Raw genomic sequence first — 23,211 nt, forward strand, 5'->3', positions numbered from 1 at the left:
CTTCCCAACACGGGAGAGATGATCGGTACTGTCACCGAGACGCAATGGTTCTTGGCGTTATGCGCGTTTCTGCTGATCCTAGCCAAGCCACCGGATTCGCTGGGAAGGAAAATCTTCGACATTGCGTTGCTTCTGCTCTCCGGCTTTACAGGGCCGTTTTGCTTTGTCCTCCTTCTCATTGCCGTCACCTTGCCTAAGGCGGCCACGGGACGATGGAGGCGCGTTGTCACCGGGATCTTTCTTGCAGGATCGACCGTCCAGTTATGCGAACTCATTCTGAACCATTCGCATCGCTATAGTCTTGCGCTTGGCGCAACCCCTCAACTTTTCATCCAAATCCTGGGAAGTCAAGTCTATTTCGGCACGCTGCTGGGGTCGAACGTCCTCGCTTCCATGCTTCCGCTGAAGGTCGTCTTGGTCGCCATCATTGCAGGCAGCCTCATCGTAGCTTGCGGGGGAATTCTGTCGCCGGTGATGAGGCGCTTTATCCTCTTGACGGCTATTCTTTTTCTTGCCGCTCTCGCATCCCCTACCACTGCGCAGTTTCCAGGCAAATCGGCATGGCAGTTACTTGCAAGATCACCCGGAGCGCGCTATTGGTTTTTACCGACTCTGACGTTCGCGTGGTCAATCGCTTTCTGCCTTCAAAGCAAAAAGCAACTGCTCCGCATTGCAGCCTTCCCGCTCGCGGTCGTGATGCTCTTCGGCATCGTCAGAAACTATCGCTGCCCTGCCTTTGCGGATACGCAGTTTGCACAGAACGTCGCGCATTTTCAAACGCTGCCGAAGGGAAGCAAACAGTCAATTCAAGTCACACCTGCGGAGTGGAAGATGGTGCTCATCAAACGATGAGCGGCGCGCTCATACGGTTTGCATGAAGGTATGCGATAAGAACTGTTACGGCACGCACTCCAGCGCGAGAACATGCGTGTACACCTCGCGCGTCTTTGCGGCGATGGAGAGCCAGGACTGGTCGCCGAAGTTCATCTTGCGGACGCTGCGGCTTAGTTGCTCGCGCAGGGTTGCGTTGTGGGTGATTTCAACGAGCGCGGCTGCGAGTTCGGCGGTGTTCTCCGGGTTGACCAGCAGGGCGTTCTCGCGGTTCGTCAGGAGTTCGCGGAATACGGGAAGATCGCTGGCCACGATGGCTTTGCCCAGCGCCAGTCCGGTGGCGAGCGCGCCGCTGGTGGTGATGGCGCGGTAGGGATAGACGACGACATCGGCGGCGCGGTAGAGCGCGACCAGCTCTTCGGCGGAGACGAAGCGGAAGAGCATCTCGACCCGATTGAGCCCAAACTGCGCGATCTGCTCGCGTATCTGCTCGACCAGTTCCGGCGAGCCGGTACCTGCGACGACGAGGTGCGCGTCACTGCCGCCGGCTTCCACCTGTTGCCAGGCGCGGAGCAGCAGGTCGATGCCCTTGTAGGGGAAGATGATTCCCTGCCACAGGACCATGACGCCATGGTGCTTGATCCCGAGGCTCTCGAATGCGCCGGCCGAGACGGATGCGGGCAGATCGTAGAAGAACGGCCCGTGCGGGATGACCCAAATCTTTTCTTCAGGAACGGAGAACTCCGCGGCGAGCCGCGCCTTGACATAATCGGAGTGGCAGATGATGGCATCGACGAAGCGGTAGAGGTTGAGGAACGTCCGCTTGTAAGATTCGCCTGTGTCGTGCGGTAGCAGGTCGTGGACCGTAAGGACGATCTTTGCGCCGCGCCAGCGGCAGAGGCCCAGCAACCAGCGGTCGAGCGGCAGACGCCAGCGGAACATGGGCAGAAACTGCACATGAATCACATCCGGCGGAGCGATGAGAAAACGCACCGCGAGCGCCGCCATGTTGACCAGCGCCTCGGCGAGTTTCAACACGCGGCGCGGCAGCGGAGGCAGGCGGAACCGCCCCACGACGTTCAGTAATCCCGGGTCTGGCTGGATGCCGCGCTCGGAAAAACACTTCGGGTCCAGATAGTAGGAGATCGATCCGACCTGTAGGTTGACGCCTTCGGCAAGCAGCGCCTTCGAGAGATAGGCGGTGTAGTAGGGCACGATGGCCCAGAGGTCCATCATAAAGACCCTTGGCCGCGCGCCTCTCATCGTGCCGCCTTCTGCGCTGCGCGCGCCTCTTCGTATGTGCGCAGATAGTCCTGCGTCATGCGCTCGGCGGAGAACTCATCTGCGACGAGTTGTGCTGCCGCCATTCCCAGCCGCGCTCGTCGCTCGGGGTCGCTGAGCAGGTTCACGATTGCCTCGGCGAGCAGGCCCTCATCAGGAGCAGGAACGAGCACGCCGGTCCTGCCGTTTGCAATGACTGACGGCACCTCGCCTACGGCCGTTGCCACCAGCGCCCTGTTGCTCGCCATGCCTTCGAGAATGGCGATGGGCAGCCCCTCCTGCCGCGACGCTGAGACCATCACATCGAGCGAGGCATACACCGACGGCATATCGCTGCGCTGTCCCAGAAGCGAGACATGTTGCCTGAGATGCAGCTCATCGATCAGCGATTCCAGCTTCGTGCGGTCAGGCCCATCGCCCACGACAACAAAGCGCGATGCGGGCATCCGGGCCAGAACACGCGAGGCCGCGCGCAGAAAAATATCGACGCCCTTTTCCGGCGCGAGCCTGCCAACGAGTCCGATCAACGGCTGGTCTACTTCAAGGCCATCGCGCAACGAAGGCGCCGCGTGTTGGAACGGCCGCAGATCGATCCCATTCTGAATGAGGCGAATTTTTTCTTCGCGCACTCCGGCCTTGAGCAGTCGCTGCCGAACCTCGTCCGAGACAGCAACGACGCGCTGATACTTGCGCAGCACAAAGCGATCGGCCGCTCCATAGATGCGGACAGTGAGATCGTTGTCGTACCAGGTGTGGCAGGTGGAGATCAGCGGAGCCTTTCCGCGCAGTGCCAGGTAGGCGTAGATGTCGGCTTTGTAGCCGTGCGCGTGGACGACGTCTGCCTTCACCTGCTGCGCAAGGTCGCGGATGCCTGCAATCGCGGAACGATCGAGTTGTCCGCGGCACGGAACCAGATGCGACTCGATGCCTTCGGTGGCCGCCCTCTCGTGGAGTTGCAGATTGGGATTGGGAGAGTTGGCGAAGACTGCGAGCACGCTGGTGTGCGACCCTTCGTTCAAGACGCGCGACATGTTCAGAATGACCGCCTCGGCCCCATACATTCCACCACTGCTGATGACGTGCAGGACCCTCATTCGGCATCCTGCTCTTTCCGGTTCACCAGGGCCCAGAGCTTTTCGTAGGCTTTGTCGCCTAACATCGCTTTTGCAGCGGCCTTCATGCGATAGCTTCGTTCGAGCTTCGCAAGCACGGCACTGCCCGGCTCGAAGAGACTTGCGATCCACTCCTCCTGCATGTTGCCGCGAATGTTGAGGCGGCCAATCAGAGGTTCCTGCGCGTTTGCGTTGTCGGCCCTCGGTATCGACGAGTAAACCTGCGTGTAGCCCGCATCCTTGCACGCAGCAAGGACGCGGCGGTTGTAGCGGCCTCCGGGCAGCGACATGGTTGTGATGGAAGTCCCCAACTTGTCTTCGAGCACAAGCCGCGCCTGTCGCAGCTCGGTATCCAGATCGCTTTCGGTGCAGTGGGTGAGCAACGTGTGACTCCATCCGTGCGCTCCGATGGATTGGCCTGCGGCTTGTAAGTCGCGCAGTTCCTGCCAGCTCATATAGCCCTGCCTGGTTCCGGTCCAGCCGACTGTAATGAAGAACCGCGCGACGAGGCCGCGAGATTGCAGGATGGGCACGGCGAACTCCAGGTTGGAGCGGTGGCCGTCATCAAACGTAAGCTCGGGCAGCAGGCCGGCCGCACGTTCGCGCAGACGGGCGTAGAGGATGACGTGCCGCTCGAACGCCTCTGTGCCGACGACGTAGGAATACGCGCTGCCGCCGCGACGCAGCTCGTGATAGAGCAGATGGAGCCTTCGCGCAGTCTGCTGCTCGGGTTTCTCCGCGATTGGGTTCACCTCGAATGCCATGCGTCGCACACGTTGTACGCCAAACGTATCTTAACATTGCGGCGCGTGCGTCGAGACGATGATGCACGCTGCGGGTGCCCGCATGGGATCAGGTATACTGCAACCGCCCTCCAGAATCTTTGGCGGCCTGCATCGGCGACCGGGCTTCCACTCGGGAATCGGCGAAGAACCGGATATGACAAAGATCAGCATCGTAATTCCCGCCTACAACTCAGAGGCCTGCATACGGGAGACACTGGAGAGCGCAGTCAACCAGACCAGTGCGGCTGATGAGATTCTCGTCGTCGATGATGGCTCGACCGACAACACGGAAGCGGTGGTCCGCTCCTTCGGCGACCCTGTTCGCTACATCCGGCAGAAAAATCAGGGCATCTCCGGAGCAAGAAATACCGGCGTGCGCGAAGCAACCGGAGAGTGGATCTCCTTCCTCGATCACGACGACCTCATGCTCCCGGACAAGATCGAAAAGCAGCGCGCAGTGATTGAAGCGAATCCCGATCTTGTCGTCGTCTACTCGGCATTCACCTACCTGTATACAGACGGAAGTACGAAACCTGTACCGGCGTTCCCGGCAAAGGACCTGTGGCCTGCGCTTCGCTACCGCACGCCGATCCTTCCTTCGACGGCGATCATTCGCCGCTCGGCCCTGATCGAGATCGGCGGCTTCGTTCAGCTTTATTGCGTCGATGACTGGAGCCTGTGGTTTCGCCTCGTCCGCCGCTACTCCGCCGCCGCGTTTCAGGAGATGCCGGAGAGCCTGACCATGTACCGCTGGTGGGAGAACAATACCAGCAAAAATTTCAGGGGCGTCTCGAAAGCAGCTCTTGACCTGACCGATTCGTTGCTGCTCGCCGACCTGAAGGGCTTCCGCCGATGGCTGTGGGAGCGCCGCATCCGCGCAAAGGTCTATTACAACATCGCCATGGGCCTGCGCGAGATCGGGAACGACCGCTTTTGGGAGTTTGGCGTCGGATCGTTTCTGAGCTGGCCGCTCTGCGGAAAGATTGTTACGCCGCATCGATACACCGTGCTGGCGCACATGCTGTTGTCCAGGCTGCGTCGGCCACGCACCGACTTCAGATACTGGTGGCCCAAGCGACGATGCGAAGACCTCGCACTGCCGGTAGACGCCACCGCGCCCAGGCAGGCGGAATCTCCGACGACCGCGCAGTTGTCCTAGTTGACGGCCTGCGACTGCGCCTGCCGCGAAAGCTGCCATCTGCGGAACAGGCCCATCGCCTCTTTACGGAAGACAACCAGCACGCAGAGTCCATACAACGGCAGCGTCGCCAGCACCTGGGCAAAGAAGATGACGAGATTGTGCGGATGCCAATATCTGTCGGCCATGGCGCAGATGACCCCGAAGGGAATGGCGCAAAGCGAAACCTTGCCCAGCGCATTCCACAGATAGAACAGAATCGGCACGTCGAGCATCTTGCGCAGATAGGCAGGCCAGAAGCCCAGGAAGATGAGGGTGGTGGCGATCGACGTTCCCCACGCGACGCCGTATACGCCAACCGTCTTTGCCAGCACGATGCTGAGACCAAGATTCAAAACAGCGGAGATCACGGACGCAATCGCAACCGGTTTGTGCTTTCCGCTGGCCATCATCATGGACGAGGGCGTGCTGGCCGCGGCGTTGAAGAACTGGGAGATCAGGAGGATCTGGATGACCGTGCCCGCAATCAGGCTATACTGCTGGCCCATCCACAGGCCAACGAAGGTCTTGCCGCGAAAGAACAGCGTGAGGCTGATGGGAAACAGGATGGCAAGCGCAGCCTGTGTGCCTCGTACCAGGAGCCTTCGGAGCTGTTCGTTGTCTCCCGATGCGTCGAGCCTGCTCGCAATGGGGAGGAACGTGGTCGAGAGCGCGCCGACGACCTGGCCGGAGTACAGCTCCAGGCTGCCGCCAATCGCGTAGTAGGCGACCAGTCCGACATCGAGGCAGATGCCGATCACCACGTTGTCGGTGTAGAGAATGACCTGCGCCGCGATGGACCAGATAAACGTGATGAAGCTGTGGGACCAAAGCAACTTTAGAATGGCCCTGTCAGGACGCGCGAGACGGACGCGGCATGGAGGGTAAATTCTGAAGGCCGTCACAACGGTGATGATTCCCGTGAGCGTGACGGTGGCGAACTCCCACCAGGCGAGCGCGACGAGTCCGTGCCCGGCACGCAGGATCAGAATGACGCCGATGGCGCGGATGACCGTCTGCGTCATGGAGATGGAGCTGAGCAGGTCGAAGCGCGACATGGCTGCCAGCACACCATTGAAGACATTCGACACCAGCGTGATGGCGACACCGAGGGCGACCAGCAGCACCGTAATCTGCGACGCGCGGGCAAGGTCGCCCGGCACTTTTTTGAAGACATGCGGAAACACCACCGCCAATACAACGGCGGCAACCACCGCGACGACCGCAATCAGCGACCGCAGCCACAGCGCCGAGCTGACGATCGTTTTGACTTCGTCGGCCTTCTGTTGAGCGTCGGCGGCGCAGACAAACCGAACGATGGCGCTGCGCAGCCCCAGATCGAGCAGGTTGAGATACGCAACCGTGGACACGGCAAGGATCCACACACCGTAAGCCACCGTGCCGAGGCCGTGGATGACAATCGGGGTGAGGAAGAACGGGACCATCATGCTTACTGCCATGGCGATCCAGTTCATAACCACATTAAATGCGAATCGTTTCGTGCCAGCCATTGCTCAAGAAAAGTGCATCTGTACGATGTTACAGCGTCGCTCGGGCAGCAGTGTTGCGGCTGGCCCCGGAACGCTGACACGCAACGGTGACTCTGGTACTACTTTGGTGGCAGCGCAGCTCATTTTTCGTCGCGCCGCATGACGTATCATCAACACATGCGGCGCTCTCGGCTGATATTCGGCACCGCCCGCCACGCCCGGCAGCACCCTTCCACAGGAGCGTGTGACCTGAACCACCTTGGCTTCAACACTATGTCGCATCTCTTGCGCATGCTCCGTCTGACCTCAGCAGCGCCGCGAAGGAGCGCGCCATGAAGTGGGTCTTCTGGTTGAGCCTTGCGCTTGCGGCCTACGCCTACTTTGGCTATGCGCTGCTGCTGTGGGTGATGGTACGCCTGCGCAGGCTCCCCGTGCGCACCGGACAGCACAGCCTTCCCTCCGTCTCCATTGTCATCGCCGCGCGCAACGAAGAGGCGCGCCTCCCCGCCAAGCTGGAAAATCTAAGCCTGCTGAATTACCCGCGCGAGCTGCTTCAGATCATCATCGCCTCTGACGGCTCGACGGACCGCACTGCGGAGATTCTGCGCGAAGCGGCCCCGCGCATCGTGCCCGTCATTTTGCCTGAGTCGAACGGCAAGGCCCACGCCCTGAACGAAGCGGTCAGCCATGCCACCGGCGACATCCTCGTCTTCCTTGACACGCGCCAATCGGTCGCGCAGGACGCAATCTCGGAACTCGTCGCCTGCTTTGCTGATTCCTCCATCGGCGCAGCAAGCGGAGAGCTTTTGCTTGAGGCCGACGACGGCGCGCCTTCGCCCGACGCGCTCGGCATCTATTGGAAGATGGAAAAGATCGTGCGCAAGCTCGAGTCCGCGTCCGGCTCCGTTGTCGGCGTCACCGGGGCCATCTACGCCATCCGGCGCGAACTCTACACCGAGATTCCGGCGGGCACGATCCTCGACGACCTGTTTATCCCCATGCACATCGCACGCATGGGGTGTCGCATCATCTTCCAGCCGACCGCGATTGCGCGCGACCGCATCTTCGTCGAAAAGGGCAGAGAGTTTTCGCGCAAGGTGCGGACTCTGACCGGGAACTACCAACTGCTGCGGCTGGCGCCGTGGCTGCTTTCCCCGGCTAATCCGCTGCTGTTCCGCTTCGTCAGCCATAAGCTGCTGCGGCTTGTGGTTCCGCTGCTTCTGGTGCTGATGCTGGTGTCCTCCGCCGCGGCAGGCGGCCCGGTCTACCGGACACTCTTCTGGCTTCAGGTGCTCTTCTACGTTCTGGCCGCGCTCGGGACTCTCAGTTCATCTACGCGCAGGTTCAAGCCGGTCGCCATCGCCAGCACATTCGTCTCGCTGAACGTGGCCGCCGCGCTTGCGTTCTACAACTTCGTCTCCGGGCGAAACAAGGTCTGGATTTAGTAACCTGATTCATGCGGCCTGCTTCGGCAGACCGCGCACAATGGAGAGCGTACCCCATGGGAACAGGCCTGGGACACTACATTCCGCTCGTCGCCTACCTGGGATTCTGGGTGATGACGCTTGTCTCATTAAGCGGCAAACCTCTCTACGGTCTCTATTACATGATCCCGTTTCTTCCTTACCGGACGATGCGCGATCATTTCCTTGACTATCCGCTCGGTCACAGCGTGCTGACCATTCTGGTCTTTGCCGTGCTCATCGGCGCTCTGCTTCAGGGCAAGCGGTTGCCTAAGTCGAAGCTCTACTTCCTCTGGGCGGTGATCGGCGTCTATCTCTACTGCTCTCTGTGGCTCGGCACCGCGCTTGGAAATGCTCCGGCCCCGCTCTGGCTCAACGATCCCAACTTCGTGACCTGGAAAGACTACATCCTCATTCCTTTGATCTTTGCTGCCGCGGGGCTCGTCATTGAAGACCGGAAGCAGATCAGGATGGTCATTCTCCTGACCGCTATTTCTCTCATCTTCATCGACCGCAGTTGCCTGATGGACAGCCTCAACCGCACCTGGACCAACTTTGATGAAGACAAGCGCGGAGGCGGGCCGCTCGGCTACGGCTCCAATCAGACTGCGGCATTTCTGGCCCAGTTTGCCATGTTCTTCTGGGGCTTTGGGCAATTTCTGAAGCGAAAGAAGCTCAAGCTGCTGAGTTATGGACTGGTGGCGATCACGCTGCTGGCGACCATGTACACCTTCTCGCGCGCGTCGTATCTTGCGGTGCTGTTTGCCGTGTTCATCTTCGGACTGGTCAAGAACCGCAAGCTCCTGCTGGTCCTCGGCGTGTTCCTGCTGACGTGGCAGTCCATCGTACCGACTGCGGTGCATCAGCGTGTCTCCATGACGGAAAACGCCAACGGCCAGCTTGAGGCATCCGCGCAGGAGCGCGTCAACCTGTGGGACAACGCATGGAAGGGCATCCTGCGCAGCCCGATCGTCGGCAACGGCTACGCGACCTTTCAGTTGGGCGAACACGTCGATAACCTGAAGGACACTCACAACTGGTATGTCAAAGTCCTGGTGGAGACTGGACTCGTGGGCCTCATATTTGTGCTGATACTGCTCACTCAGATCATCCTGCTCGCGTGGCGTCTCTTCCGCCGCGCCACCGACCCTCTCTACCGGGGACTCGGTCTGGGCCTTCTGCTCTGCATGTCCTCGTGTCTGGTTGCGAATTTCTTCGGCGACCGCTGGACCTATCTTGAGATCACCGGCCTCCTCTGGGTCGTGATTGCCGCGGCAACACGCGCCTTCGACCTCACCAACTCCGAATCCGACACGCAACTGGACGCGCTCGAACCGGCACCCGTTTCTCCTTATGCCGAATACATTCAGAAGTTCGCGCCGCGCTCCTGAGCCTCGCCCGCAGCCATGATCACAGCATTACCCTTCGACATATCGAGCGCGAACGCGGAGCACGACTCGCTGCCCCACATCCTGCTCGTGCTCGATCAGTTCCCAAAAACACTGGGCGGCGGCGAGCGTATCGTACTCCGGCTTGCATCGCTTCTTCCGCAATATGGCTATCGCGCCTCCATCCTGACGTTTTCCATCCATCCTGAAAGCGACCTTCCTCAACCGGTTCCGTGCCCGATCTATCTGTTGCCGCTAAAGCGCACCTACGATCTCACGGCCTTTCGCGGCGCGTTCGAGCTGAGGCGTTTCCTCAGACAGCAGCACGTTCAAATCGTCCAGACATTTTTTGAAAGCTCCGACCTCTGGGCAGGCTTCGTGACCAAGGCCCTCTCCGATGCCAGACTCATCTGGAGCCGCAGAGATATGGGCATCCTCCGCACGCGAAAGCACCATGCCGCCTACCGTCTCATGGCAAAGACTCCCGATGCAGTCTTCGCCGTCTCCGAAGAAGTCCGTCAACACTGCATTGAAGTGGACCGAGTCGCTCCCGCGCGCGTGCAGACCATCTACAACGGACTCGACCTAGCAGACTGGACCGCGCCGCGTCCGGATAAAGATCCAGGCTCCACTCACATCACGACCGTAGGCAACATCCGTCGCGTGAAAGGCCATGATGTCTTCATCCGTGCTGCTGCCGCGCTTGCGCCGCAGTTCCCTGGCGCATCGTTCAGCATCGCAGGCGCGGTGCTCGATCCTGCTTACTTCGCGGAACTGGAATCTCTCGTCCGCGATCTTAATCTCTCAGGCCGCTTCCATTTTTCCGGCAGCGTGTCCAATCTGCGCAAGCACCTTGCGACGGCAGACATGTTCGTTCTGCCATCGCGCAGCGAAGGCTTCTCGAACGCCATTGTCGAGGCCATGGCCGCGTCCCTTCCGGTGGTCGCAACCCGCGTCGGAGGCAATGCCGAAGCCGTTGAGGAGGGCGTCAGCGGGCTACTGGTTCCACCTGACGATGCAGCCGCGCTTGCCGCCGCCATCGCCCGCCTGCTTGGCAATCCAGCCGAGGCGAAGAGCATGGGCGAGGCAGGAAGACGGCGCGTGTCGGAGAGCTTCACGACCGAAGCCATGATGCGCCGCATCACCGCGACCTACGAACATCTGCTCTCTTCAACGTAGCCTCAAGCGCAGATTTTCAGCGGCCCGTGTCATTTTTCAGCGCAGCGATGATCTTCTTCGCGCTCCGCAGATAGAAGCCATTGGAGAAGCGATGCGGCCCGATGAAATGGATGAACGACGCATCCTCATAGGGAACGTCCGGGTGCGCCCAGTAGGAAAGATACTTTGGAAAAGTTAGCGGGAGCGCATCCGGAGTATTCGCCATCAGCAGGTTCGATGTCACCTGCTCGCTGCCCCACTCGTCCCACTTTTCCTTTGCGATCCGCCGCATCAGGTCCGAGAACCAGCCGATCTTCTCCCGGTCGATCGACCCGCGCGCAAAGCCGGTGAATCCGGCGTTGCCCCGCACATACTTCAGCGAGGCAGCCTCCGGAAGCTGGTCGAACGAGCGCTCGCATACGGCCTGCACCATCGCGCTCGAAAGGTCCTTCGAGCGCGCGCATGCGCTCAGCATCGGTTCAATCTCTGGAAAGGACCGGTCGCCCATCAGCGTGAAGCTGCGGTTCCGGTCGATGCATTCGATAACTACGTCAATCGGCCCCAGGGTCAGGGTGTCGGAGTCGAGCTGCACGACGTAGGAGTCCTTCACGACATCGCTGATCAGCAGCAGCCGCTCCCAGCAACTGCCCTTCGGGCAACGGTCCGGCGTGACCTCGGAGATATGGACGATGCGGACCTTCGGCAGATGTGCGCGCAGCAACGCCTTGTCTTCTTTGGTCAGCGAGCCGTCATCCAACAGAACGACGTTCGGATTGCGCCCAAGCCTGCGGCAAAAGGACTTCGCCGCCAGCAGGTACATCAACGCCTCGCCGTGGCAGACCATCGAGACCAGCGTCAGACGGTCATCGTTCGGCAGGAGCGGCGATGTTTCGAGCAGAGAGCGGCAGTTGAAGTTGAACCAAGCCCGTCCCAGGGCACGCCTGGCGCGAAAGAACATACCTGTAACCTTTCACTATCGGTGTCGTTTCTACCTGTTCGTATTGGTGCGGCCCCGGAGGCAGTTCCGTTCGAGGACAGCAGTCATCTATCATAGAGCGCGAGCGGTTGTTGCGTCTGCCGGGTGGTGTGAGCTATCACTGCCTCGTACACAGTTTACTCGCAGCCGGCTGGCCGTTCTTCGTTGCTCGTCTCGCGCCACCACTCGATTGGGGAAACTCTGCGGAATGCCGAAATTCGACATCATCATACCCGCCTATAACGCCGCCGGGTACCTGCCCGAAGCGATCGAAAGCGTGATGGCGCAGACGTTCGAGGACTGGAGAATCCTTCTCATCGACGACGGCAGCACGGACGACACCGCCGGCGTGGTCGCTCCGTACATCGAAAAGCTGGGACCAAAGCTGAAGTACATTCAGCAGCCGAATGGCGGCCTTCCGGCGGCGCGCAACACCGCCATCCGCAACGCCTCGGCCGAGCTGCTGGCGCTGCTGGATGCCGACGACGTGTGGCTGCCCAACCGTCTTGCCGAATCGCTCAAATGCTTTGAGGGACGCCCGGAGGTGGGCCTGGCCCACGGCTTCGTCTCGCGCATCGATACCAACGGCGCCATCATCGATACCTTCGCCACGCGGCAGAAGCATCACGAAGGACGCATCGCGCCTTACATCTACATGCGCACCGTGGACATGTGCTGCCCCACCATTACCTTTCGCAAAAAGTGCGTCGATGAAGTCGGCCCCTTCGACGAGACGCTGCGCGCCACCGAAGACCGCGACCTCTGGCTCCGCATCGCGCTGCGCTATGAGGTTGCCCTTGCGCCCACGGTGATGGCGTACTACCGAACTTCGCTCAACTCGATGTCCGGCGACCCGACGCGGATGCTGAACGCGCAGTTGCAGTTCATCCAGAAGCATTACGGCTCTCCCGGCTGCGGCTGGCTGGCCCGCAGAATTGCCCTGGCGCGCATCTATAAGCAGCAGGCCGAGGCCTTCGCAATCCGCAGGCAGTACCGGGACGGACTTGCCAGCGCATTGCGCTCGCTGGCGCTCTATCCGCTGGACTTTCGCAACGTCCGCACGGCAGGGTCACTGCTGCTGCGCCGTACAGGACTCGCTCGCTGACCGTTCGTGACGGCTAGTGCCCTGTCCCTGAAGTTCGCAGCATCATTCAAGCTGTCATCCTGAGCGGAGTTTGGCGGTTTTTACGCCAAACGGAGTCGAAGGACCTGCGGTTTGCGATTCCAATGGATGCTAAGAACTTTCGAGACACCACACTAGCCTGCCACCCTCGATGCCTGAAGCAAGGGGCCGGTCGAGCCGCTCAGATTCGGCGCATGGAACGCAAGAAGATTCTCGCCGCGAAGTACAACGTCGAAGTCCTGCTCGGCAATCCGCCTGAGAAAGTTCCTGCTTGTCCCCTGCCCCGGCAGCAGCCAGTCGTGCAGTTCGATGATGACCATCACGACCGACTGGAGCCACTCCGGCGGGTCCTGAAAGATCTCCTTCTCCGCGCCTTCCACATCGATCTTCACCAGAAGAGCGCGGTGGTCTTCTTCGCGCCGGATGACCTCGCCGACCGTGTAGGCCCGCAGCAGGTTCGCCTGCTCCAGAGGGGTCGGATCGAATACTTCGCGCAGTCGAAACGACGCGCTGCCCGAGCCTGGGTTCGAGATCTCCAGATGACACGACCGCGACCACACGCCGCCGCGTAGAGGAACGATATTGGCGTAGGCCCCGGTGTTTTGCGAGAGCAGCGTGAAGTTCGACTCATCCGGCTCGATGGAATACACAATCGCATCAGGAAAACGAGACGCAAACCATACCGCCGACAAGCCTACATGACCGCCACAGTCAACAATGACGGGCCTGTTTCCTTCGGCCAGGATGCTTGCATAGGCATCCTGCACCCACCGGGCCTGAGGCAGTGCGTGGAAGTCATTCTCCTGCATCACCAGAATCTGCCAGAAGATCGGCAGGTCGGCGCGACGGAGGCGAATGGGCGCGGCAAATCCGGGAACGCGCAGCTCAAGTATCTTTGAGCGGGACCGCATCTGCATGACCAGGGCGCACCACAGACGGAGCCCTCCCATGAATCCGAACACTCGAATAAATTTGAGCAGTTGACGCAGACGCGATTGAGGCATGGCTCAGTATGGTCTCCACCCAAAGTACTGGTCAATGACCTTGAAGCGGCATCTCAGTCAGCTTGCCGTCACAACGCCGGGTCTTCATTCAGACGGGCTCAGTCCTGAAACGCGCCCAGATCGTAGTTGCCGGTAGATGGCCGAGGTTTGCCGGTAATGTCGGTCTGCACCTCGGGCAGCCGCACGCCCGCTCCCCGGGCCGGGCTCGATGGCGACAGATGGAAGTTGAAGTCGTCGAGGTCCTGCTCCCTGGAGAACCGGGGCTGCGAGACGAACTGCGGACTGGCGCACCGCTCGTTCGGATGTCCCGTCGGACAACGAACGTCTCTCAGCCCATAGAACAGGTTATTGCTGCGCACAACATGGCCAATCAGGTCGCGCTGGTAGATCAGGACCGGCCCGCCGGGTTTTCCGCCCAGATTGTAGGTGCCGGGATTGTCGTATCCAAGGACGATGTTGTTTCTGAAGATGAAGGTGCTGTTGCCGCATCCAGCGCCCGTGGTAGCCGTGCCTTCTGAATTTGGCGCGTCCCAGCACTGGATGTCCAGAGTCGCGGGGGAATAGGTGACAATCGTGTTGTTGACCACGGTCGCCGAACCTCCCTGCCTGAAGTCGAGCGGCATCGCATCGCCTGCCCGGCAGAAATCCCCCAGGTGCGCGTTGTAGCCGCGAGCCGCACCCGCAATCGGGGCTGACAGCCTCATGCAGTTCCCAACAATCGTGTTGTTTTCCACGACCGCTGGATTCTCGTTCGGCCCCCACTTGAAGGTGCCTCCGCTATTGCCATACGCGGTGGAGTTCGTGATCCGCAGCGAGCACGAACCTGTGTCGATGTGGCCAAGGTCGAGCCCATCCTGTACGTTGTAGCGGAAGGTCGAGTGATCGATGTTGGCAGAAAGGCACATCCCCGGCGGCGTCCCTACGCCGTCGCCGTAGCCGCCGTTGCTCTGGCCATAGCAGGTGTCCGCGCCCGTCCCCGGATAGATCTGATTGCATCCGCTCCACTCGATGGTGGAGTCCTTGAAGTTCCACACTCCGTTCACGCTCGGCGTGGCGTTTCCGTCGTCGAAGTCCCAACCGGCCATTCCGTTGTAGGCAATATCGACTCTTTCCGCTGTCACCACGCCTCCAATCGGCCCCTTGACGCCGCGGTCGGTGTGGCCGTGAATGTAGAGGTCCTGCAGGTACAGGTCGTGCGTATGCTGGTCGGTTGCGATCCCTGAGGAGTCGAAATCGTCGATGGGGGTGCTGCTGCTGCATCCCCTCGGCAGCATTGGATCGCCGTGTTTGATGCATTTGGAATGACTCGTGATCTCCAGACACTCCACATCGACGTACTGCGCCCCACGCAAATTCAGGGCAAAGTAGACTCCATACCCGCCGAAGATCTGCGTCAGTTTGGACCGATTGGTCACGCCGCCCGTGCTACAGCTCGCGTAGTTTTCTCCAAGGATGCGCGTATGGTGCTCAGCCGTGCCCGACGGGATCACCGGGTTGGTGCAGGCAAATGGCCCGTCGCCGCCATAGCACCAGGTGTAGCCTGCGCCTTTGCCGGTTGCGGCGTCGAACCCGACGCGCCACGGCCCACCGCGGATGATGACCGTATCGCCTCCGGCAATCACCCACTTGTCATTCTTGTAGCTCTGGTCGTCCCAAAGATAGCGGTAGTCGTTGAAGGCGCAGTGCTGATTCGTCCCCTTGCCGCTGTACGCGGCATCGGCTTTGCCGTCACACTGGCCCTTATGGTTGTTCTCCGAATAACGTGTGCCTCCGTCGGGGCGGACATACCACGTCTCCCCAATCAGCGACAGCGGAACCATCAACATCAACGACAACCACAATGCCCTGCGACACGATTTCACTGCTCATAGGCTCCAATACTGGGAGGATTGCCACGAACCTGACCAGTGTAATCCAGCGTCAGGCCGGGGACAGCCACTCCGGCGCCTTTTGCAGGGCTCCCTGAGGAAATATCGAAGTTGAAGTTGTCCAGCGCGGATTCGGTAGACCACGCTGGTTCATTGATCAGCAGCGGGTCTTCGCAATACTCCGAGGGGAACAGGCTGGAGCAGGCCCCATGCCCGAGGCCAAAATAGATGTTGTTGCTACGCACAATGTTTCCAATCGTGTCACGGTAGTAGAACAAACCCGGCCCTCCGGCCTGGCCTCCGAAGGGATAACTCGTTGGGTTGTCATAGCCCAGGACGATGTTGTCCCTGGCCGTCAGCGTGGCGTTCGCGCAACCCGCGCCTGAGGTGCCTGTGCCGACTGAGTTAGGCGCATCCCAGCACTGCGTGTCGAAGGTTGTCGGTTGATAGGTGACTACCGTGTTATTGGCCAGCAGCACCGAGCCGCCCTGCCTGAAGTCGAACGAGATCGCATCGCCCGCGCGGCAGAAGTCGCCAAGATGCGCGTTGTAGGTGCTGGGCGCGCCCGGCATCGGCTGCGACATCCTCAGACAGTTGGCCATGGCCAGATTGTTTTCAAAGATGGCGGGGTTTAGATTCGGCCCCCACTTGAACGTCTGGCCGTTGTTGCCGATAGCCACCGAGTTGGTGATCGTCACCGAGCACGTTCCCGTGTCGATGTGGCCCAGGTCGAGTCCGTCCTGCGTGTTGTAGTTGAACGCCGAATGGTCGATGTTCGCCGTCAGGCACATCCCCGGCGGCGTGCCTACGCCGTCGCCGTAGCCGCCGCTGCTCTGGCTATAGCAGGAGATCACCGGAACAGCGTCCGTCATGGGATATTCCTGGTTGCACCCGTTCCATTCAATCGTCGAATACTTGAAGTTCCACACGCCGTTCACGCTGGCCGTGCCGAAGCCGTTGTGCGAGCCCGAGCCGTCGTCGAAGTCCCACCCGGCCATGCCGTTGTAGGCAATGTCGCATCTCAGACAGGTGACGACGCCTCCAATCGCTCCGATGATGCCCCGGTCCGTGTGCCCGTGGATCCACAGATCCTGCATCAGCAGGTCGTGGGTGTTCACATCCGTCATAATGCCTTCGGAGTCGTAGTCATCCACAGGAGCGCTGGCGCTGCATCCGACCGGATAGGCCGGAACCCCATGCATGATGCACTGCGAGTGCCGCGTAATGTCGAGGCACTCCACATCGACATACTGCGCGCCCCTCAGGTTCAGCGCCACCGTCACGCCGAACCCACCGAAGATCTGCGTCAGCTTCGAGCGGTCGGTCACGTTGCCGTTGCTGCAGCTCGCATAGTTCTCGCCCAGAATGCGCGTGTGCTGCGTGGCCGTGCCTGCCGGGATCGTCGGGTTCGTGCAGGCGAAGGAACCGCTGCCGCCATAGCACCAGGTGTAGCCCGCACCCGGGCCGCTGGTTGAATCCCAGCCTACTCGCCACGGTCCTCCGCGAATGATGACGGTGTCTCCACCGGCGATCACCCACGCATCATTGCCGTAGGTCTGGTCGTCCCAGAGGTAGCGGTAGTCCTTGAACGCGCAGTGCTGATTGACGCCCGATCCCGGATAGGGAGCGTCTCCCTTGCCATCGCATTGCCCCGTCGGCACGTTCGCGTCGTAGCGCGTGCCGCCATCGGGACGGATGTACCAGGTCGTCCCTGGCCCCGTGGGCGTGGCAGTCACGGCCATAACCGAAATGGACGTCGCCAGCGACTGCTTCTGGGCCGGGTTGCTGTTGTCAGCCACAGCGACAGTGAAATTAAACGTCCCGGACGCCGACGGCGTGCCGGAGATTGCGCCCGTCGTCGCCGACATGGTCAGGCCCGAAGGCAGACTGCCTGCCGTGACCGACCACACGTAGGAAGGCGTGCCGCCGCTGGCCTGGAGCACCGTGGAATAGGCCACGCCATCGGTTCCCGAGGGCAGGGTTGCCGTGGTAATCGTCAGAGACGGGCTGCCTGTCTGAGCGGGCGCAGCTGCGGCAATCGTCATCGTCAACGGCACTGAGACCGTCTGTGCCGGACTGCTCGAATCAGACACCGCGGCGGTGAAGCTGTAGGTCCCGCTTACCGTTGGCGTGCCGGAGATCGCCCCGTTGGCAGAGCCCAGTGACAGTCCCAGCGGAAGACGGCCGGAGGTAATCGTCCACGTATAGGAAAGTGTCCCGCCAGTCGCCGCCAGTCCGGCGCTATAAGCTGTACCCTCGGTGCCCGCAGGCAGAGAAGGCGAGGTAATTTGCAGCGGAGCAATCGTCTGCGCGGCCGCTGCCACAGTCAGCGTCAGTGCAGCCGACGCAGTCTGTGCAGGACTGGACGAATCCGTTACCTTGGCCATGAAGTTATACGTTCCGCTCGCGGTCGGCGTGCCCGAGATCACTCCGCTCGCAACGTCCAGCGTCATACCGCCGGGGAGCTGACCGGAGGTAATGCTCCAGTTATAGGCAGGCGAGCCTCCAGTCGCCGCCAATCCGGCGCTGTACGCGGCGCCTGCGGTTCCGGAGGGCAGGGATGTCGTCGAAATCGCCAATGCATGGCCATGATTGCCCGAGTTGCCCGGTGCCACCGTCACCGGCACGGAGTTTGAACTCTGGCCTGTCTGCTTGTTATGCACGGTCAAGGCAACAACTGAGGGAGAGGCGAGATCGCTGCTCTGCACCGAGGCCGCCAGCGTATTCGCATCAACCACCGACGTGGGCAGCGCATTTCCATTCCATTGAATCACGGCCGCGCTGTCGAAGTTCGAGCCCATCACCTTCAGCGTGGTGCCCTGCGTTCCGGCCGCGATCGTCTGCGGATAAACCTGACTGATGCTCGGCGAGGCGCTGCCGCCGATCGGTATCGCAACGACTCCACAGCCGAGGCAAAAGAGAATAAGTGAAACGCCAATGCAAGCCGTGATCGTCCTGAATGTACCCAAAGTCGCACCTCTAAAATCTGTTCTGCGGATTCACCAAGCCAGGACTGCCAGATCGAACAAACCTGCAAAAATTTGCAACTCCCAGCCCTCACCTTATCGGAGAGAACACCTGTTACCACAGTCACCGAAAGACGCAGAGCCCTCTCACACGGATGGAGCTTGCTATTCCCACCTTCGGGTCATTGGCATAAAAACTTGAGCCGTAAAAGACACAAAAATCTCCTCTTCCCGCGCAAAGACACGAGTGGGCGAGTTCCTGACCGGTGCTTATCTCGCAGGAACGACGAATAAAATGAATAGCTATAGCCGCAAGACGGCTTGGTTACTCAGGTAATGATTAGGTGGGTCTACCGCGGCGCTTCGGGCATACCACTGCTATTGAAAGAAAATCCGGAATCTTCGTTACGGATTCTCAGTGCATGGCGAGAACGCTGTCCGAGGCACGGCACAGTTTCCTGGTGGGGCCATCATCGATGGGGGTTCAAAATTGGGGAGGATTGCATAAAACATCGTGGGTCTACTCATGCCTGTCTGAAATCAAGATCGCTCCATCGAGCAATCTCCTAAACCATCAGAACCAGCAGAATAAGTCCATCCACGACCCCGGCCAGTGAAGCGATTTGCCGAGTGAAAAGCAAGTTAATGCACGTTACCAGCAAAAATCTGCAAATACGCTGTCCCTTGCATCAATTTTCGTTTTATACCACAGCAAATCCTGACGAATCTCTGTGGAAAAACCGGTCGAACCACCCAAAACTCAACTTACGACACTGGCCGGCACACCTATCCTCTGACATGCAACGATTTGCCTAGCAGCGAATAATTTTTTCCGATTCGATGCCCTTGGTTGCATTTCGTGAGTCTACCACCAGCCGCGACCGGTTCACGATGTCCTGGTAGTCGTAGTCGGAGTGGTCAGTCATAATGAGCACGCAGTCGTACTGCTCCAGCTTGTCGAGCGGCGTCGAGGTCATGTTCAGGTTGTAGCGTCGCCCGCGTCCCACGGTCGGGAAGTAGGGGTCGTTGTAGAGCACCTCAGCACCCTGCTCGCGCAGCAGTTCGATGACGGTCAGCGAAGGCGACTCGCGCAGGTCGTCGATGTCCTTCTTGTAGGCCATGCCCAGCATGAGGATGTGCGCGCCGTTCAACGCCTTCTTGTGCTGGTTCAACGCGCGAGCGACATACTGCACCACGTGCGCGGGCATGGCCTCATTCACCTCGCCGGCCAGCTCGATGAAGCGCGTGTTGAAGTCGTACTCCTTCGCCTTCCAGCTCAGGTAGAACGGATCAATGGGAATGCAGTGTCCGCCGAGGCCTGGCCCCGGATAGAACGGATGAAATCCGAACGGTTTGGTCGAGGCCGCGTCGATGACCTCCCAGATGTCCATGCCCATGCGCAGGGCCAGCACCTTCAGCTCGTTGACCAGCGCGATGTTCACGCAGCGGTAGATGTTTTCGAGCAGCTTCGTCATCTCGGCCGCGCGCGTCGAGCTGACCCGCACCGCGCGGGTGAAGATGCCTTCATACAAGGTCGCGGCCAGCTCGGTAGCGATCGCTTCGTGGCCACCGACCACCTTCGGGATGTCGCGGCGCGCGACTGTCGTGTTGCCCGGGTCTTCGCGCTCGGGCGAGAACGCCACGTAGAAGACGCCTTTCTCCGCAACCGCTCCCTTGCCCTGCGCCTTCAGGCCCTGCGTGTTTCCGGCTTCGAGCACCGGAATCATCAGTTCCTCGGTCGTGCCCGGATAAGTCGTGCTTTCGAGCACGACCAACTGCCCTTCGCGGATCCAGGGCGCAGCGGACTTTGCCGTGTTTTCGACGTAGCTCAGGTCCGGCTCGCGGTGTTCGGTCAGCGGAGTGGGCACACACATGATGACGGCATCCTGCTCAGAGAGATGCGAGAAGTCCGACGTCGCCGTAAATCCGTGTTTGCGCGCACTCTGAATCTCTTCGGCGGCGATGCGGAAGATGTACGAGCGACCCGCCTCCAGCTCCGTCACCTTTTTCTCGTCGATGTCGAAGCCGGTCACGGTGAAGCCGGCCTCGGACAGCAGCAGCGAGAGCGGCAGTCCGACGTATCCCAATCCAATGACGCCAACTCTGGCGCTGCGGCCCTTCAGGCGGTTGAAACGATCCTGGGCAATCTTCGGCAGAACAACTTGAGCTGTATTCGACATATTTCCCGATTATCGCATCCGCATGTTGGCGGTTGCGATTTTCCCTGCGCATGAATCTCGATCATCATTTCCCCGCCGGATACAGCCGTTCCCGCGCCGCCCGCATCGCTCCATGACATTGGTAACGAGCAGGTGAAACCCGCGGGCATCCTCACACAGCCGCCTCGCATATAGTGTTAACAGGCTCTCCCAAACCTGCGGTAAGCGGGCAGCATCGTGTGTTTCGACTCGAACTGCACAAAAGTGCCATCGACCCGAACGAGTTTCACTGGTCAGATGAAGTGTTGACCTGATCGCCTGCCCGGACGCGGCGGCCGACGAACAATCCACAGCAACCCACGACGGTGCCCGGCGCGACGATCCGGGCGGAGGAAAGATGGCTCGTTATTTGATTACAGGCATTGCAGGTTTCATCGGCTCGACCCTGGCCCACACGCTCGTCGAGCAGGGACACCAGGTACGGGGCATCGACAACCTCTCGACCGGCAATCTGGAAAATCTGGCCGACATTCGCCATGCCATCGACTTCCAGCAGACTGACCTGCGCGACGCCGCCGCCCTGAAGTCCGCCTGCGACGGTATCGACTATGTCCTGCACCAGGGAGCACTGGCCTCCGTGCCGCGCTCGGTCAAAGACCCGCTGACCTCGCACGAGTCCAACATCAACGGCACACTGAACCTGCTGATCGCCGCGCGCGACACCCGCGTCAAGCGCATCGTCTACGCCGCGTCGTCTTCGGCCTACGGCGACCAACCCACGCAGCCCAAGCAGGAGGACATGCTGCCGCGTCCGCTCTCGCCCTATGCGGTACAGAAGCTGACCTGCGAGTACTACATCCAGTCGTTCTACCGCGCCTATGGGCTCGAAGGCGTGTGCCTGCGCTACTTCAACATCTTCGGCCCACGCCAGGCAGCCGACTCGCCCTACTCCGGCGTCATCGCTCAGTTCACCTACAGGATGATGGCAGGCGAAACGCCGACGATCTTCGGCGACGGGTTGACCAGCCGCGACTTCAACTACGTGGACAATGCCGTCAGCGCCAACCTGCTCGCCTGCACCGCTCCTGGCGAGGTTGCCACTGGACGGGTCTTCAACGTGGGCACCGGCAAAAGCCACACCCTCAACGAGGTCTACGCCACCATCGCCGAGCACCTGGGATTCACGCGCAAGCCCAACTACGGCCCCGAGCGCGAAGGCGACATTAAGCACTCGCTGGCCGACATCACCCGCGCCACCCGCGAGCTTGGCTACCAGCCCAAGGCGCACTTCCATGACGGACTGAAGAAGACCGTGGCCTGGTATCTCGACGAAAAAGCCAAGAAGGAGATCGCAGCCGTTCGCGCCTGATCGAGTCCTGCCCGCAGTGCGGATGACGAAGCTGACCGGAAGCGACCCTACAGACAAAACGGGGTTCGGGCGATTGCCCAAACCCCGTTACGGAGAATCCTCCTACACATCCATCGGCTCTTGCAGGCTGACAAGGTCAGTCTGAAGACCGGATTGTTTCGTTTACGACCGCGACTTCATTCTGCGGGTCAGCTCGCCAGCCAGGCCAAGCAGGCCAGTGCCAAGCAGCATCAGGGAGCCAGGCTCCGGCACGGTCGAGACCGATCCGGCGAAGTCGAGACCTTCGGCATCCAGCTTGATCTGGTGAACGTTGAACGTCAACGTGTTCGTCCCGGTCAGGAAGTCTCCGAAGGGGAGCGCGACCGAAAGCGGCACGATGCAGTTCGGCTGCGAGATCTGGCAGGTGCTGTTGCCGCCACCCGCAAACGTCTGCACGAGGTTGCCATTCAGCCAGACATCGGTCGTGTCGTCCGCCATCACCATAATCGAACCTGAGTAGTTCGCATTGGTGAGGTTGAACGTCGTGGTGAACTGGTAGATGCCGTTCGGCTCGACATTGTTGCCGCCGGGCGCGTTGCCAGGATTCTGGGAGACCCAGCTCGAACCAGGCAGCGCGGCGGTCCAGATGCCGCCATTTCCGATGTCATAGGTTGTGCTGGGCGTACCCGTAAAGACAAGGGCGGTGTTCTGATTGCCCATGGTGGGCTGTCCTGTGCCGTAGCTGCCCAACTGAATGGTGTCAGCCGAGGCAAATGCGGCAGTCAATAAAAGTGCTGTTCCAATTGCAGAGAGCTTCATCAGTCGCTTCATTAGGATTCTCCAGAATTTCTTCACATCAAAGGTGTTGGATTTTTACTTGGCCCGGCAAACCTTGTAACTCAGGTTGACCCGCCAGCCGGGTCTGGGCTGACGGCCTGACTACTGCCAAAGCTTGCTTGCTTACTTCATAAGCAGCCCGCCTGCCAAATTATGTGACGCATATGCAAGCACTTAGCAGAGGCCATCAAGGACTAGTCGCAAATGTTTGCATGGGAAAATGCCAAAGTTCTCCACTGTGCCTT

The 23,211-nt window shown here is 60.3% G+C and carries 17 protein-coding genes; 7 read left to right on the forward strand and 10 right to left on the reverse strand.

Features of this window, described 5'->3' with window-relative positions:
* On the forward strand, positions 1–852 hold an 852-nt coding region (locus tag VFU66_RS05670), incomplete at its 5' end, for a hypothetical protein (protein ID WP_326445268.1).
* Between the two features lie 45 nt (positions 853–897).
* Here VFU66_RS05670 and VFU66_RS05675 read toward each other — a convergent pair.
* The 3 genes from VFU66_RS05675 to VFU66_RS05685 are packed head-to-tail and all read right to left on the reverse strand — an operon-like array spanning position 898 to position 3,988.
* Positions 898–2,094, reverse strand: a complete 1,197-nt coding sequence (locus VFU66_RS05675) for a glycosyltransferase family 4 protein (RefSeq protein ID WP_326445269.1) — start codon at positions 2,092–2,094, stop codon at positions 898–900.
* Positions 2,091–3,206 carry a glycosyltransferase family 4 protein gene (locus VFU66_RS05680; RefSeq protein ID WP_326445270.1) on the reverse strand — a complete coding sequence of 372 codons (1,116 nt, stop codon included), beginning with the start codon at positions 3,204–3,206 and terminating at the stop codon, positions 2,091–2,093. Before VFU66_RS05680 ends, VFU66_RS05675 begins: the two co-directional genes overlap by 4 nt.
* A complete protein-coding gene (locus VFU66_RS05685; protein ID WP_326445271.1) occupies positions 3,203–3,988 on the reverse strand; it encodes a polysaccharide deacetylase family protein in 786 nt (261 codons plus the stop codon). Before VFU66_RS05685 ends, VFU66_RS05680 begins: the two co-directional genes overlap by 4 nt.
* Before the next feature lie 175 nt (positions 3,989–4,163).
* Between VFU66_RS05685 and VFU66_RS05690 the strand changes: the two genes are divergently transcribed.
* On the forward strand, positions 4,164–5,168 hold the full coding sequence (locus tag VFU66_RS05690) for a glycosyltransferase family 2 protein (protein ID WP_326445272.1): 1,005 nt from the start codon (positions 4,164–4,166) through the stop codon (positions 5,166–5,168).
* Here VFU66_RS05690 and VFU66_RS05695 read toward each other — a convergent pair.
* Positions 5,165–6,646, reverse strand: coding sequence for an oligosaccharide flippase family protein (locus tag VFU66_RS05695; protein ID WP_326445273.1), 1,482 nt, complete (start codon positions 6,644–6,646; stop codon positions 5,165–5,167). The two genes, VFU66_RS05690 and VFU66_RS05695, sit on opposite strands and share 4 nt — an antisense overlap.
* Before the next feature lie 362 nt (positions 6,647–7,008).
* Here VFU66_RS05695 and VFU66_RS05700 point away from each other — a divergent pair, with 362 nt between their 5' ends.
* The 3 genes from VFU66_RS05700 to VFU66_RS05710 are packed head-to-tail and all read left to right on the forward strand — an operon-like array spanning position 7,009 to position 10,706.
* Entirely contained in the window at positions 7,009–8,121 is a 1,113-nt protein-coding gene (locus VFU66_RS05700; RefSeq protein ID WP_326445274.1) for a glycosyltransferase family 2 protein, read from the forward strand.
* 56 nt (positions 8,122–8,177) lie between these two features.
* Positions 8,178–9,530 (forward strand): O-antigen ligase family protein, encoded by a 1,353-nt coding sequence (locus VFU66_RS05705; protein ID WP_326445275.1) that lies wholly within the window; start codon positions 8,178–8,180, stop codon positions 9,528–9,530.
* 15 nt (positions 9,531–9,545) lie between these two features.
* Complete coding sequence (locus VFU66_RS05710) at positions 9,546–10,706, forward strand: glycosyltransferase family 4 protein (RefSeq protein ID WP_326445276.1); 1,161 nt, start codon at positions 9,546–9,548, stop codon at positions 10,704–10,706.
* Between the two features lie 16 nt (positions 10,707–10,722).
* Here VFU66_RS05710 and VFU66_RS05715 read toward each other — a convergent pair whose 3' ends face one another.
* Positions 10,723–11,643, reverse strand: a complete 921-nt coding sequence (locus tag VFU66_RS05715) for a hypothetical protein (RefSeq protein ID WP_326445277.1) — start codon at positions 11,641–11,643, stop codon at positions 10,723–10,725.
* Positions 11,644–11,869: 226 nt separating this feature from the next.
* On the opposite strand from VFU66_RS05715, the gene VFU66_RS05720 reads away from it, so the two are divergent.
* Positions 11,870–12,766, forward strand: coding sequence for a glycosyltransferase family 2 protein (locus tag VFU66_RS05720; protein ID WP_326445278.1), 897 nt, complete (start codon positions 11,870–11,872; stop codon positions 12,764–12,766).
* Positions 12,767–12,918: 152 nt separating this feature from the next.
* Here VFU66_RS05720 and VFU66_RS05725 read toward each other — a convergent pair whose 3' ends face one another.
* From VFU66_RS05725 to VFU66_RS05740, 4 genes are all read right to left on the reverse strand, one after another.
* Positions 12,919–13,695 (reverse strand): FkbM family methyltransferase, encoded by a 777-nt coding sequence (locus VFU66_RS05725; RefSeq protein WP_326445279.1) that lies wholly within the window; start codon positions 13,693–13,695, stop codon positions 12,919–12,921.
* A 191-nt stretch (positions 13,696–13,886) separates the two neighbouring features.
* Entirely contained in the window at positions 13,887–15,614 is a 1,728-nt protein-coding gene (locus tag VFU66_RS05730; protein ID WP_326445280.1) for a choice-of-anchor Q domain-containing protein, read from the reverse strand.
* A 32-nt stretch (positions 15,615–15,646) separates the two neighbouring features.
* Complete coding sequence (locus tag VFU66_RS05735; RefSeq protein ID WP_326445281.1) at positions 15,647–18,625, reverse strand: Ig domain-containing protein; 2,979 nt, start codon at positions 18,623–18,625, stop codon at positions 15,647–15,649.
* An 809-nt stretch (positions 18,626–19,434) separates the two neighbouring features.
* Entirely contained in the window at positions 19,435–20,802 is a 1,368-nt protein-coding gene (locus tag VFU66_RS05740) for a nucleotide sugar dehydrogenase (RefSeq protein WP_326445282.1), read from the reverse strand.
* A 376-nt stretch (positions 20,803–21,178) separates the two neighbouring features.
* Between VFU66_RS05740 and VFU66_RS05745 the strand changes: the two genes are divergently transcribed.
* Positions 21,179–22,150 carry an SDR family oxidoreductase gene (locus VFU66_RS05745; protein WP_326445283.1) on the forward strand — a complete coding sequence of 324 codons (972 nt, stop codon included), beginning with the start codon at positions 21,179–21,181 and terminating at the stop codon, positions 22,148–22,150.
* 162 nt (positions 22,151–22,312) lie between these two features.
* Here the strand turns inward: VFU66_RS05745 and VFU66_RS05750 are convergent, their stop codons facing one another.
* On the reverse strand, positions 22,313–22,948 hold the full coding sequence (locus VFU66_RS05750) for a PEP-CTERM sorting domain-containing protein (RefSeq protein ID WP_326445284.1): 636 nt from the start codon (positions 22,946–22,948) through the stop codon (positions 22,313–22,315).
* Positions 22,949–23,211 lie beyond the last annotated feature (263 nt).

The sequence above is a fragment of the Edaphobacter sp. genome (genome assembly GCF_035763405.1).
In the GTDB taxonomy this organism is placed as follows: domain Bacteria; phylum Acidobacteriota; class Terriglobia; order Terriglobales; family Acidobacteriaceae; genus Edaphobacter.